Consider the following 13,365-nt stretch of genomic DNA (forward strand, 5'->3'; position numbering starts at 1 on the left):
ACGCTTAGACGGCCGATTGCCCGATTGCCGATTGCAGGGTTGAGAACTTTCACCCTGTCGGCCGACCGGCGGATTTTGCTAACGTTCCGGGGCTTTAGCCTGTCCCACTCATTCCCATCACGGATCGATGGTCATGAACGCGTCGCCGCCACGAATTTTGCAAATACAGTCCGATTTGCGTTTAGAATCAAACGATCGATCTCCATTGGTCGGACTGGATGCCTTGCGGGCGTGGTCGGCGGTGGCCGTGGTTGTTTTGCATGCCAGTGTTCCCTACGCGCGTCCCGCGATGCCGGGTCTGGACTGGAGCGTCACGGACACGCCCAGTGACACGATCTCGATTTTGTTCTGGGCGATCGAAGTCGTCATCATGCCGATCTTCTTAGTCATCGCCGGCTTCCTCGCCGCCCGCAGCATGGCCCGCTCGGGAGCGATGGCAACGATGAAAAGCCGACTGCGGCGGTGGGGCATCCCATTGCTGTTGGCCACGGTCGTGTTGATTCCAGCCGAGCTTTACATTTGGTTGCTCGGATGGCTCGCCGAAGGGCACATCACCCCGAGGAAAATGCAGAGTCTTAAATTCGACGAACAACAAAGTGCGAACTTATGGGGCCTCAGTCATCTGTGGTTTTTGCAGTACATCATGACCTACGTCGTGTTGTTGTCGCTGGTATGGAACCGTTTAGCATCAATCTCGGTCGCTCGTTTGCAGTTCCGTGTGCTTCCGTTGGCGGTCGTCGCCGGGGTGGCGATGTTGACGGTTCACCCCGAAGTCGTCTGGGGATTCCAGCATTCGTTCTTGCCGGTGTTTTCGAAGTGGTTTTACAGCGCGCTCTTCTTTTTTGGCGGTGCGATTTGGTGGCGGTGTGATCCCCGGCTTGAGGCGTTGGCTCGTCAAGGAGATCGGATGCTTGCCGTCAGCGGTTTATTTTGGGTCGCCTCGGTCGGGTTCGGAATCTGGTTTCTTAGTCAACCATCGACCGACCTGATTGTGCGAGCATCGTTGGCGTTGGTCACGGTTGCTGCCGCGAGCGGGCTGACTTACGCCTTAATCGGAACAAGCTTGCACCACGTCGTCCGTCTCAGCCCGATCACGCAACGCCTCGCCTCGGCATCGCTGATGATTTACCTCGTCCACCACCCTGTGGTGGGCCTCGCACACATCACGGCCAAGTACGCCGCCGCCGATGTCCCCGTGTGGCTCAAAGTGGGCGTCGTTTCGGTGCTCGGCGTTGGGGTGGGCGTGGGCGTCGATCACTTAATCGTTAGCCATCGCGAGCGGCGTCGGGTCAAGAGCCAAACGGATGATCGCTCGGTGCTTCCCATCGGGCTGCCGACCCCTGTGCCCGCCGACACCCGGGGCATACGCGCCGCCTAGGCGCTGCGGTGGTTGTGACTCGCTAGAGTTCAACAATATTCCCTCAACGCAAGATTGTGCGGGCGTTTTCGTTTAACGGCAAGCCGCAGGCGACAGAGTTTGAAAACGCAGGCGCCTGCGGCTTGCCGTTAAACGAAAACGCCCAAACGTGCACTCAATCAACCCGCAATTACGCATCGGCTTTCGATGAGAACTAAATCAACAGCCCGCTAACCGCGGGCGACATGGTCAGGTATTGATCCACAATTTGCCGCCCGTTGCGAATACGATTGTCGGGCGAGTATCCTGGTAGGCATGTTAGGACCTGTCTTTAATCGCGAAGCGTCGGTCGTCCCCAAGCGGGCGGCGACTTATCTGACCCGTGGCATCTATTTGATGACCCTGTTTTTGCTGCTTTGTACTGGGTATCTGGTGCTCGACGGCTCTCGGTCGCTTGTCGCGAACTCGGATACGGCGAAATTCGGCGGTTGGATGTTTCGGTTGCTCGCACCGCTGCAACTGGTGATTTTGTCGGCGCTGGCGGCGGTGGGTTCGGCCAGCAACGTGGCCCAAGAAAAGGATCGTCGGACGCTGTTGCTTATGCTGATGACGCGGCTCTCCGGATTTGAGATTGTCGCGGGAAAGGCGACCGCGACGTTGTTATCGCCATTGACTTTGCTGGTCATTTCGCTGCCATTGTTCCTGACGCTGCCGTTGATGGGCGGCGTTTCACCGAATCAGGTTTTTGCTGTTTATTTGGTGACTTTGGTCAGCGTTCTGGTTTCCGCTGCGATGGGAACCGTTGTCGCGTTGTGGCGAGAAAAGACGTTTCAGTCGATCGCGTTGACTGTGTTGGCGTTGTTGCTGTTGGTCGCCGGAGGTGAGATCGTCGCCGCAATGGGCTCGCCTTACAGCCGATGGGCCACCGCGATTAGCGCACCGCGAGCCATGGTGGCGGCGACCAACTCGCACGCCGGCATCGCTTCGCTCATGCAAACCGGAGCGGGTTGGTTCGTGATCTTCGGCAGCGGCTTGGCGGCGACCGTGATTGCAATCGGCGTCAAGCAGGTTCGCGTCTGGAATCCGTCTCGTGAAGTGCGACTGAAAGCCCCCGAACCGGAGACGAGCGAAGAGTTTCAGCGTGACGCGGCAGTTGAGGCAGCCGTCCGCGTGGGCGAGAACAAACCGTTCGAAGGCCCGGCATCTTGGAAAGTTCGTCAGCCACGACACGTATGGGACAATCCGATCTTGTGGCGGGAAGTTCGCACGTGGGCATACGGACGGAAGATCCTATTGATCCGAGCAGTCTTTGTTTTGATCTTCGCGTTGATCGCATCGGCGGTGTGGTATCAGGTGCAAAGCGGCGTGGCGATGGAACCGTCCGGACGGATCGGACGAGCGTTTCCGGCGGTGACGATTCCGGTGGCGGCACTCGGCGTGATCAGTTTGGTGTTGGTCAACGCGCTCGCCGTGACGTCGATCACGGGCGAACGTGATGGATTGGCATTGGACTTACTGCTTGTGACTGATTTGCGTCCTCGCGAGTTTATCTTTGGGAAACTATTGGGTGTGATGTATGCCGCCAAAGAATTGATTTTGTTGCCGCTTGCGTTAATCGTTTATCTCGGTTTCGCCGGCGTGATGACCATGGAAAACATGCGTTACGCGATCTTGGCCGGAGTCGGGCTTTACGTTTTCGTCACCATGCTCGGCGTGCATTCGGGACTGAATTACGTGTCGGGTCGGACGGCGACGTTGGCAAGCTTGGGAACGGTATTCTTCCTGTGCGTCGGGATCGCCATCTGCATGACGATCATGGTCAGCTTTCGAGGCGCTTTCCAATTGCAGTTGGCTCCTTTCCTAGTCATGATCCTGGGTGGCGGAGCGGCTTTGTTCGCGGCCTTGGGTTGGCGAAACCCGTCGTCGGCGATCTTCACCGCGTCGTTCGCGTTACCGTTGATTACGTTTTACGCGATCACTCAGTTCCTGTTACAGACCGATCACCTGTATGTCGCGGCGGCTTTGTTGGTCGGTTATGGATTCACGACGGCGGCGATGATGATCCCGGCTCTGAGTGAGTTTGACGTGTCGTTGGAATCGGATCGAGGCGACGGGGTCAGTGGCGCGACCAAAGGCGGCCCGGCCGTGGTCGGTGCTGCCACGCCGGAGCCGACCGTTTGAGCGTCGTGGTGGTTTTCGGCGAAGTGACTCTGAGCGTTTCGGACGAGCTGACGCCGAGCTTCGCGAGCGGCTTGACGCAGCAATGGCCTTTCCTGCTGGCGATGTTTTTTCTGATCCTTGTCAGTGCATTGTTTAGCGGAAGCGAAGCGGCATTATTCTCGATGCGCGACCGCGACCGGAAACAGCTCAAGCGTTCCGGAGCAGCCGGCCGAATCATCATTCGCTTGCTCGGCCAACCCGATCGCCTCCTGGCTGCGATACTTTTTTGGAACTTGCTAATCAACATGACCTACTTCGCGATCGTTGCGATCGTCGCGAAACAGGTGTCTCAACCGGGAATCTTCACGTTCGCTTCGTTGGTTACGATTATCTTCTTCAGCGAGATGTTGCCCAAGAGCGTCGCGGTGATGACCCCCTTGAAAACCGGGCTGGCCGTTGGCGTTCCGATCTCGATCGCGTTGGCCATCGTTAGCCCGGTATTGCCGATCGTTCGTTGGGCCAACGAAGCGGCCGCCCGTCTGCTTTGGCCTTCGTTCGAGCCCGAACCGGAAATCAATTTGGCGGACATCGAACGGGCCATCGACCTCGGCACCGACGATGCGATGTTAATTCGCCGCGAGCGTGCGGCTCTGCAAGCGTTGGTCGCGATGGCCGAGACGCGTGCCGACGAGATGATGCGTCCACGGAGTCGTTTGTCCGTCGTCACGCCACCGCTCAGCGCCGCTTCGTTGACCTCCGGCTCACCACCGGGAGGTTATCTCTTGGTAGCCGACGGGAATGACGAAACCGGCGAGACACTCGTCGCATCGATCGCCGTGCGTTTGTTGCGTCCCCAGCAATTCGACGACCTCACCTCGGCGATGGAACCGGTGTTATACGTCCCCTGGTCAGCACGGGTCTCGAAAATTTACGACGATCTTGATCGCCAAGACCTGAACGTTGCCGTTGTCGTCAACGAGTTCGGTGAAGTCGTTGGTGCGCTCTCGATTGATGAAATTTTGCGAGGAGTGTTGGCTAACAAAGGACACCGCGATACGGCTGAAGAACAGATCAAACAGGTGGGCAGGGATCACTACCGGATGCCCGGCATGACGAGTCTGCGATCGCTCGCCAAGATGCTTACCATCGAATTGCCCGAAGAACGCGCCGCGACCGTGGCGGGATATTTGCAGCGACACAATGAACGTGTCCCGCGTGTTGGTGATGTCGCCCCGTTGGCGCCTTACGAATTGGTGGTTACGGACGAGAACGACGACGACATTTGGATCGAAGCGTGGCTCGGACCGGATTCGACGGGAGAGGCGTCATGATTTTTGCGATCGTGTTATTCTCGATCGGATTGACGCTCAGTGCTTTCTTCAGCGGCAGCGAAACCGGTTTGTACCGGGTTTCCCGTACGCGGTTGGTGCTCGACGGATTGAGCGGATCGCTCGCCGGTCGTGGGTTGGTGTGGTTGCTCAACCATCCTGCTATCTTCGTCGCGACAACTTTGGTGGGCAACAACTTAGCGAATTACCTGATCAGTTTCGCGACCGTAATGTTTGTCGTGAATGCTTTCGGCGGGGGCCCGAGTCTCGAGTTGGGTTTGACCGTGATGATGACACCGGTCGTGTTCGTGTTTGGAGAATTGCTACCCAAACATCTGTTTTACCAAGCGCCCTATCGACTGCTCCGAGCGACACGTTGGTTGCTACTCGCCGCGACGGCGCTGTTTTCGCCTGTGTCGAGTCTATTGGCGTTGCTCGGCAATGCACTTCAAGCACTCACCGGGGAGACGCCGTTCAGGTTGCGGTTGACGATGGCCCGAGGGGATTTGGATCAAGTCTTGCGTGAAGGACACGCGGCGGGGATCCTTGCCGCCGGACAGCGCCGCTTGGCGCAAAATATCTTTGAGATCGGCAACCAGCCGGCCGTCCAATTCGGTGTTCGCCCGGACCGTTTGGCGGTGGTCAATTCGCCGGTCGATTTGGCGACGGCAAGGTACCAAGCCCGACGCTGTAATCATCCGATCATCTTGGTGCGACGTCGCGGCCGGATCGTCGGCTTTTACCGGTTTGCGGATTTGATCGGCAAAGAAAAAGTTCCTGAACCCTTGCCGGTCGTTCGCGGGACATTGCAAGATCGGCATCTCGGCGTGCTCTTGCGACTCTACGACGCCAACAGTGACGTGGCGGTGTTGTACGACACGACGGGAAACCTCGTCAGCGTTGTGACACGGCGGCAGTTGTTACAACCGTTGATGTAGTTCCCGAGATCGAACCGAATCAAGCCTAACCTTCTGCCGACAAGGCGATACACGGCGGATTGATCGACGTCGCAGTCCCTGCGGATTTTCGTATCCGGATTTGTTCTGTCGGCACGCAGGCGGTATAACCTCCACATGCTACCCCCCGAACTCTCTTCCGTTGATTCTATTGTCTTGCCCGGGACGCCGATTCTTTCGGTCGGTAGCCAATGGGTGATCGACGCGGGCGGTTGCGATCCAGAACGCTTGCGATCGATCTCGCGAATTAAATCGATTTGTGACGACGTGATTGAAAGCTTGGGTTTGCAAGTCATCGGGCAACCCGCCACGCATCAATTTGATGCGCCCTATGGCGTCACCGTGCTGTACCTACTCAGCGAATCCCATTTGGCTTGTCACACTTATCCTGAGCATTCGCTGGCGACGTTCAATTTCGTGTGTTGTCGCGACGAGGCGGATTGGCCTTGGCGCGAACAGCTTTCGCAACGACTCGGCGCGACATTCGTTTCGATTCGTGTCTTGCGTCGTGGCGTTTGGACCGACGCGGCCACAGGAGGTGCTTTGTGAAAGGGGCTCGCTCGCTGAAAAAGCACGGCGGCCCGTGTCCCAATTGTGCTGCGCCGGTGGAGTTTCGTTTCGGCGGAACGTTGGTGACCATTTGTGAGTTTTGCAACTCGGCCGTCGCCCGCGACGACCAAGACCTCAAGCTGATCGGCAAGGTCGCTCAACTGGTTCAAACGCAATCCCTCGTTCAAATCGGTTCGACGGGATCGTTCCGTGGCAAGCCGTTCGAGGTGATCGGCCGCGTTCAATATCAACACGCCGCCGGTGGCGTTTGGGACGAATGGTACTTGCGTTTTCCCGGCGACAAGATGGCTTGGTTGGCCGAGGCCCAAGGTCAGATCCACTTGACCTTCCCACGGCAGATTCGCAAACGCACGCCCGTTCCAGATTTCGAAGATCTGAGCGTCGGCCAACGGATTCAATACGGCGAGAACGACTTAACGGTCGTGGAAAAAGGCGTTGCCAAGGCGGGGTCGGCCCAAGGCGAGATTCCATGGGCGTTCCAACCCAACGCCGATCACATTTACGCCGACCTGATCGGTCATGGCGGATGGTTCGCCACGTTCGAGTACGAGCCCTCAGGCAATGAGATCGTCGCTCATCAGGCGTCGGTGGGTCGGATCGTCCAACCGGATGAACTGGGCATTGAATCGACCGGATGGGCCACGGCAGAACAATCCGATGTGGTGCAAGTTGCGATCTTGGCGTTGAATTGTCCCCACTGCGGCGGGCCGATCGACTTGCGTTTGCCCGACGAATCGCAGCGTGTCGGATGTCCGAACTGCGGCTCGTTGCTCGACGTCAACGACGGCAAGCTCAAAGTTCTGCTATCGAACGATCAACGTGACGTTCATCCGGTCATTCCGTTGGGTGCGGTCGGCAAACTGCGAGGCAAGGACTTCACCGTCATCGGATTCATGGAACGATACGCCCTCTACCAACGTGACGTTTTTCCGTGGACGGAATATCTGCTTTACAACCCGGACGACGGGTTCCGGTGGTTGGTTTGCAACGACAAGCATTGGTCGTTCGTGGAAAAGATTTCGCCACACGGATTGGAACCGAGCCTCGACCAAATCCGCTATGACGGAAAATCATTTCGCGTCTATGACCGCGGAACCGCTTACGTTCGATCAGTCCGCGGTGAGTTCTATTGGAAAGTCGTTCAGGGCGAGAAGGCCACGACGGCGGATTTCATTTGTCCGCCGCAGATGATCTCGTTCGAACGCAGCGGCGTGGGAAAGACGAGTGAGATCAACGTGTCGTTGGGTACGTACATGACGGTCGACGAGATTGAAAAGGCGTTCAATTTGTCCGATCTTCGTCGTCCGTGGGGCGTTGGCGTGATTCAACCGGCCATGAAGTTTCCCGTCGGCATCTTCTTGACTTGGGTTGTTTTCTTTGTGTTCATCGTATTCGTTCATGGCGTTGCCGGTTCGATGGTGGGGCCCGGGAAATGGCTGACCAAGGCTCCCGACGAAGGCATCTTGGTGTTGGCGGTTATCGGCATTTCGGTGGTGCCCGCATTGATGTTGCTATTGAAATACAACCACGAAGTCACTCGTTGGAAAGACAGTGACTACAGCCCGTACGCATCGGAGAGTTAACGATGGCGTTGAAGTTTCATTTGATCGTTTGTGTGTTCGTTTGCGTGCTGTTTTTAATCGCCACCGCCGCCGGCTGGCATCTGCCTGAAAGCAGCGGTGGCGGTTACGGTGGCGGCATCGGCCGGGGCTATGGCGGTTCGTGGGGTGGCGGCAAGTGAGAAGGTCTTGTCGCGGATAAAACTATTTTCCAATTTCAATCAAAAAGGATCGGCATGAAACTGCTGTCACAAATCCAAGATGCTGCGACCGAGACGGCGCAGCATGTCCTCGTGTCACCGGCTCGGGGCACGACGATCGATGTCTTGATCGAGCATTTGATCGCGGCGACGGTGTTTTCGGTCGTTGGAATCATCGTGTTCGTTTTCTGTCTGATCTTGGCCGAAAAGCTCACGCCGTTTTCGATCATTCATGAGATCGGCGAAGAACACAACATGGCCGTCTCGATCGTCGTCGCGGCGATCGTGCTGGGTGTGTCGATCATCATCGCCGCTGCGATCTTGGGTTAACCACGTTGATGAACCGAGCACCGTTGTGGTTGCTGTACCTGAACGTCCTCGTCATCGCGACGTGCGGCTTGGTCTACGAATTGGTCGCGGGTACCTTGGCGAGCTATCTGCTCGGCGACAGCGTCACGCAATTCTCACTCGTGATCGGAGTGTATCTATCGGCACTCGGTGCCGGAGCTTGGATCTCGCAGTACGTTCACACGCAATTGGCGAGGGTGTTCATCGAAGTCGAATTGGCATTGGCGTTGATCGGCGGGTTCTCGACGCCGCTGTTGTTCCTTGCCTTTCCGATGTTGGATTGGTTTCACGTGCTGCTCTTTGGCAGTGTGATCTTGATCGGCATCCTGGTCGGCTTGGAGCTTCCGTTGTTGATGCGGATCTTGAGGGAACATCTTGAATTTAGCGAATTGATTTCGCGGGTCTTGGCGTTCGACTATTTAGGCGCGTTGTTCGCCTCATTGTTATTCCCGATTTTACTCGTGCCCCGTCTTGGTTTGACACGCACCGCCTTATTGTTCGGACTACTCAATGCGGGGGTTGGTCTATGGGGGACGTATCTGTTGCGACCGTTGTTGTCGTCCAAGGGCATCGACGGACTTCGGGGGCGGGCGTTTTTGGTGATCGGGATGTTGGTCATCGGAATGATCAAGGCCGATGCATTGACGACGCTTTCGGAAGAAAACACGCTCGGCGGTGAGATTGTTTACGCGGACAGTTCGCCTTACCAGCGGATCGTGGTGACGCAAAGCGATCGTGGCTTTCAGCTATACCTCAACGGCCATTTGCAATTCAACAGCGTCGATGAATACCGTTATCACGAAGCGCTCGTTCATCCGTTGATGAGTGTTTGCCAAAACGCGAGTCGAGTCTTGGTGCTCGGCGGCGGTGACGGATTGGCAGTGCGAGAGATCTTGCGATACCCGAGCGTCGAATCGATCACGTTAGTGGACCTGGATCCCGCCATGACTCGCTTGGCCACACGGTTCGAACCGTTGGCACGGTTAAACCAAAACGCGTTGTCGAGCGCGAAGGTGGAAGTTGTCAACCAAGACGCGTTCGTATGGGTCAATGAAGCCGATGAACGACCGGCATACGACGCCGTCGTGATTGACTTTCCGGATCCGGGAAACTACTCCGTCGGCAAACTCTACACGACCTACTTTTACCAGCGATTAAGAAAACGTCTGACACCCGAAGCGGGGGTGGCGGTTCAGTGCACGTCGCCTTTGGTCGCGCCTCAATCCTATTGGTGCATCTTGCATACGTTGCGAGCGTCCGGTTATCAAGTCACCCCTTATCACGCGGCGGTGCCTACGTTTGGCGTATGGGGTTTTGCGTTGGCAAGGATCATTGATGAGGAAAGGATCGTCGATGAAACGCATTCGTCATCGGAGCGATGGAGTTTACCGCCGACGCTATCGGCCGACGTGGAAGGATTACGATTCTTAAACGAATCGACGATGCCGAGTTTGTTTGACCTACCGGCCGACCAACAACCGTTGGATGTGCCGCCCAACCGTTTGAATGACCAGAACCTGATTCGGCTTTACGATACCGAATGGGGCGGGCGGACTACTTAACCGGCAAGGTTTATCATGGGTCAAAAACGATTCGACAATTCTGAGGCAGTTCGATTCTCTGAGATGGTTCGGTTATGCCGACCAATAGCGAATAGCCGGCGCGGTCAACCGAGTGGAGGACCCGACGCCATGGCCGAAGAGGTCGAATCGTTGAATGCCGTGGTGTGGGATTGCGGCAATATTCATCGAAACGAAAGCTTCTCGCAGTTGATAGAAAAACGGCGGGGCGACGTTTGGGCACGTCGTACCCGCCGTTTTTTTTGGCATGCGAAATTTGCACGATGGATGAGGGTTGGAACCGTGTTGCTCGCCATCGTTTTCGGTTCGGACGTTTGGGCGGACAGTCCCGCGACGGTGGCTGCATCTAAAACCTTATCGCTGGCGGATTTGCCACCGATCCCGGACGATTTGAGCGACCTCATCGATCCGGATCGCTTCGAGTTTCTCATCGGTGGAACTCGTCCCTCCTTGAGCCATCCTGGCCGATCGACAGGCACGCCGGGACGACGATATGACGGTGAAACTCAATTTCGGTTGAACTACACGTTCAACAGCCGCTGCCAATGGAGCCTTGTTCGTGAGCCGGACAAGCCCGATACCGTTCAACGATTGGCGATCGAGGTGCGTTTTCACCAGATTCGACTCACGGTCCGTCACCAGATTTGGTTGCGAGAGGCTCCCGAACGATCGACGTTCTGGAACAACCCACTGGTCCGCCATGAATTCGATCATGTGCGAATTTCCAGCGATCCTCGAATCGCGACGTCATTCAACGAAGCGGTTCGTCGGCAGGAACGGATCGAACTGAACCAACGTGATAGCGAACCATTCATCGCGGTCGGATACCGAAAATTCAATGCGAATTTGCGTCGGGGAACCCTGCTTACGTATCTCTCGAGCGAGGACGCCAAACCATTCGTCAAGAACGCCGTGCAATCCGAATTCGACCGAATCGTCCAAATGCTTGAAATTCGCTATGCGGAATTGGACCGGCTTACCGACCACGGGCGGTTGCCGGTCCCCGAAACCGGCCCGGTCGTCGATTGGCTCACGCGTCCCTGAATGGATCAGCCTCAGTTGCATCCGATCGAAGCCTTGGGAACCAAGGCATCTCGTGGTAAGTTGTCCCCTGAACGATTCAATTTCTTCTTCAAAGTGACTCCATGTCGATCGATACCTACGCGATTTGCCCTTGCGGTAGCGGAAAGAAAATCAAGTTTTGCAAGTGCAAGGATTCCGTCCACGAACTCGATCGAGTGCTGAAGATGGTCGAAGGCGGCCAACTCGTGCCGGCACTGGACCGATTGTCAACGATTCTCAAAGATCATCCCGATGCGGCGTGGGCGTTGGCGATCCGCGGTCGTCTGCTCATGGATTTGCGTGAGTACCAATCGCTAACCGAGAACGCCGAACGTTTCACGCGTTTGCAGCCCTCCAACCCGTTGGCCCTGACGCAGAGTGCGGCGGCCGCGATGTTCAACCGGGATCTCGGGAAGGCGACTGAGTTGCTGCTCGAAGCATTGACCGAAAGCGGCCAAATGGTCGATTCGTTCGTGCTCGATGTCGCCTCAATGCTCTCGTATGGTTTGGCAGGCAATGGAATTCTGTTGACGGCGCGAATCTACGCCACACTAGCGTTTGTTTCCGACGGCTATGAAAACCAAAGCATGGCCGCGAATGTGTTGCAACAGATCAACCGTGATCCGAATGTCAACATGCTTGCCAAGATGATGCCGGACTTGATTCCACGGCCTGACGGCGTGGATTGGGCCGAACGTTACGACGAGGCGGCATTGCTGCTGGCGAATAACAAGATCGTCTTGGCGGAAAATAAGTTCGATTCTCTGCAACGATCCGCCCCGATGCAACCATCCGTGCTATCGGGCTTATTCACCTGTGCGATTTGGCGGGGCGATTTTGAACAACAGATTGAATTGCTCAAGAAGTTGTCGCAGTGCGAATCGCTTTCGCTGGACGATCGGGCTCGGTTCTTGGCGATGTCGTTTGTCGTCGGGCCCGAGTCAGGTCCCGTCGCGATCAAAAAGCTGTTGTTAACCGGCGAGATCGGATCGATCGACGAAACGATGATTTCGCTCTCGGCGAACTCGCGTTTCACGGATCTGCCGTCGGATGTTCTGCACCAACTCAAAGGGGACCAAGAGGTCGGACCGCGGGCGGCCTACCAAATGCTTGACCGCGATCCGCCCGAAAGCGAAGGCGTTCCGGCAAGTGACCTGATCCCCGAAACGATCGGCTTGGTGACCGTGTACGGTCGTGAAACGGATCGATCGGCGCGAGTGGAAGTTATCGGCGTCGATGCGTCGATGGAAACGAAGGTCCGGGAGCTACTTGCCGCCGCCGTACCGAACGTGGAATTCCAATCCGAAGTCGAGGGAACCGTGCCTCTGGCGACGATCGCCGCCCCACAGCCGGGTGGATTGAAGCTCAAGGACGCTCAGGAATTCGAAACCGTCCAAAAGTTGTTGTTCGACGATCGAGCGGTCGATAATCTCGCCAACGCCACCGTCGAGTTGCTCGACGGTGGTTCGCTCGCGAGCACCTCGGGTGATGAAACCAAGCAATTGCAACGCGCTGCGATCGTTCGATATCTCGAAGGCGAGGACAATCTAATCGCACGCGATGAATCGATCATTCATCGACTCAGCGATATCGCCAACGTCCCCGCTCCTGAGGTCATCACACCGACGGGAGACGATGTCGAAGAAATTCCAGCCTACAACCTGAACCGGGTCGATGCCACCGCGTTGGACATTGACAATCTCGTTTACCTGATCCAACGGGCGCAACAAATCTCGGCGACCAAGGTCGGCCGCGCCGCCGCTCAACGATTGACATCCATGGATGTTTCATCGGACGGTGAAATGGCCGGCGTCAAGTTGCTCGGCTACACATTCATGATGCAACACGCCAGCAGCGTGGATGAAGTTCTTGAAAACCTTGATTCCGCCAAGGCGTACGCCGCCGCGAACAACATGTCGACGGCCTCGCTGTTGTTGACCGAATTGCCGCTGCGATTGCGTCTGGGTCAACCGGAGAAGTTCCAAGAGTGCGTGCAGTCGATCATGAGCCAATACGGCAATAATCCCGAGGTCATGGGGCAATTGCAACAAATCCTGGTTCGATTCGGTTTGATCCGCCCGGACGGTTCGCCCGTTCAACGGCCTCAAGCGGCCCCTGCGGCAGTGGGTTCTGACGCCGGCGGCGGACTATGGACGCCCGATGGTGGATCGAAACCGGCCGCTCAAGGAGCCGAAGGCGGTAGTAAACTCTGGGTTCCAGGAATGGACTGAGGTCCCATGAGGCG

11 protein-coding genes are annotated in these 13,365 nt (G+C 56.7%); all 11 read left to right on the forward strand.

All coding sequences use genetic code 11. The features are described 5' to 3' along the window. Positions 1 to 133 precede the first annotated feature (133 nt). Positions 134 to 1,378 carry an acyltransferase family protein gene (locus Pla100_RS16750; RefSeq protein WP_197168005.1) on the forward strand — a complete coding sequence of 415 codons (1,245 nt, stop codon included), beginning with the start codon at positions 134 to 136 and terminating at the stop codon, positions 1,376 to 1,378. Between the two features lie 294 nt (positions 1,379 to 1,672). After that, a complete protein-coding gene (locus Pla100_RS16755; protein WP_231603148.1) occupies positions 1,673 to 3,538 on the forward strand; it encodes an ABC transporter permease in 1,866 nt (621 codons plus the stop codon). A gap of 101 nt (positions 3,539 to 3,639) precedes the next feature. After that, entirely contained in the window at positions 3,640 to 4,848 is a 1,209-nt protein-coding gene (locus Pla100_RS16760; protein ID WP_146579082.1) for a CNNM domain-containing protein, read from the forward strand. After that, a complete protein-coding gene (locus tag Pla100_RS16765) occupies positions 4,845 to 5,783 on the forward strand; it encodes a CNNM domain-containing protein (RefSeq protein WP_146578863.1) in 939 nt (312 codons plus the stop codon). Before Pla100_RS16760 ends, Pla100_RS16765 begins: the two co-directional genes overlap by 4 nt. A 135-nt stretch (positions 5,784 to 5,918) precedes the next feature. Continuing rightward, positions 5,919 to 6,350 carry an S-adenosylmethionine decarboxylase family protein gene (locus Pla100_RS16770; protein ID WP_146578864.1) on the forward strand — a complete coding sequence of 144 codons (432 nt, stop codon included), beginning with the start codon at positions 5,919 to 5,921 and terminating at the stop codon, positions 6,348 to 6,350. Positions 6,351 to 6,406: 56 nt separating this feature from the next. Next, positions 6,407 to 7,954 carry a DUF4178 domain-containing protein gene (locus Pla100_RS16775; protein WP_231603149.1) on the forward strand — a complete coding sequence of 516 codons (1,548 nt, stop codon included), beginning with the start codon at positions 6,407 to 6,409 and terminating at the stop codon, positions 7,952 to 7,954. 2 nt (positions 7,955 to 7,956) lie between these two features. Then, complete coding sequence (locus tag Pla100_RS30865) at positions 7,957 to 8,112, forward strand: hypothetical protein (RefSeq protein ID WP_197168006.1); 156 nt, start codon at positions 7,957 to 7,959, stop codon at positions 8,110 to 8,112. A gap of 54 nt (positions 8,113 to 8,166) precedes the next feature. Beyond that, on the forward strand, positions 8,167 to 8,460 hold the full coding sequence (locus Pla100_RS16780) for a DUF350 domain-containing protein (protein ID WP_146578865.1): 294 nt from the start codon (positions 8,167 to 8,169) through the stop codon (positions 8,458 to 8,460). A 5-nt stretch (positions 8,461 to 8,465) separates the two neighbouring features. Further along, positions 8,466 to 10,040: a polyamine aminopropyltransferase gene (locus Pla100_RS16785; protein ID WP_146578866.1), complete on the forward strand. Its 1,575-nt coding sequence runs from the start codon at positions 8,466 to 8,468 to the stop codon at positions 10,038 to 10,040. 129 nt (positions 10,041 to 10,169) lie between these two features. Then, complete coding sequence (locus Pla100_RS16790; protein WP_231603151.1) at positions 10,170 to 11,102, forward strand: hypothetical protein; 933 nt, start codon at positions 10,170 to 10,172, stop codon at positions 11,100 to 11,102. A gap of 101 nt (positions 11,103 to 11,203) precedes the next feature. After that, a complete protein-coding gene (locus tag Pla100_RS16795; protein WP_146578867.1) occupies positions 11,204 to 13,351 on the forward strand; it encodes a tetratricopeptide repeat protein in 2,148 nt (715 codons plus the stop codon). The last annotated feature ends 14 nt before the right edge of the window (positions 13,352 to 13,365 follow it).

The organism is Neorhodopirellula pilleata (genome assembly GCF_007859915.1).
Taxonomy (GTDB): Bacteria; Planctomycetota; Planctomycetia; order Pirellulales; family Pirellulaceae; genus Rhodopirellula; species Rhodopirellula pilleata.

What these genes read in the sequence shown, in the direction of transcription:
- Pla100_RS30865 (WP_197168006.1), top strand. Translation starts at nt 7,957, where the DNA reads ATGGCGTTGAAGTTTCATTTGATCGTTTGTGTGTTCGTTTGCGTGCTG.
- Pla100_RS16755 (WP_231603148.1), top strand. Translation starts at nt 1,673, where the DNA reads ATGTTAGGACCTGTCTTTAATCGCGAAGCGTCGGTCGTCCCCAAGCGG.
- Pla100_RS16750 (WP_197168005.1), top strand. Translation starts at nt 134, where the DNA reads ATGAACGCGTCGCCGCCACGAATTTTGCAAATACAGTCCGATTTGCGT.
- Pla100_RS16765 (WP_146578863.1), top strand. Translation starts at nt 4,845, where the DNA reads ATGATTTTTGCGATCGTGTTATTCTCGATCGGATTGACGCTCAGTGCT.
- Pla100_RS16780 (WP_146578865.1), top strand. Translation starts at nt 8,167, where the DNA reads ATGAAACTGCTGTCACAAATCCAAGATGCTGCGACCGAGACGGCGCAG.
- Pla100_RS16760 (WP_146579082.1), top strand. Translation starts at nt 3,640, where the DNA reads ATGTTTTTTCTGATCCTTGTCAGTGCATTGTTTAGCGGAAGCGAAGCG.
- Pla100_RS16790 (WP_231603151.1), top strand. Translation starts at nt 10,170, where the DNA reads ATGGCCGAAGAGGTCGAATCGTTGAATGCCGTGGTGTGGGATTGCGGC.
- Pla100_RS16770 (WP_146578864.1), top strand. Translation starts at nt 5,919, where the DNA reads ATGCTACCCCCCGAACTCTCTTCCGTTGATTCTATTGTCTTGCCCGGG.
- Pla100_RS16795 (WP_146578867.1), top strand. Translation starts at nt 11,204, where the DNA reads ATGTCGATCGATACCTACGCGATTTGCCCTTGCGGTAGCGGAAAGAAA.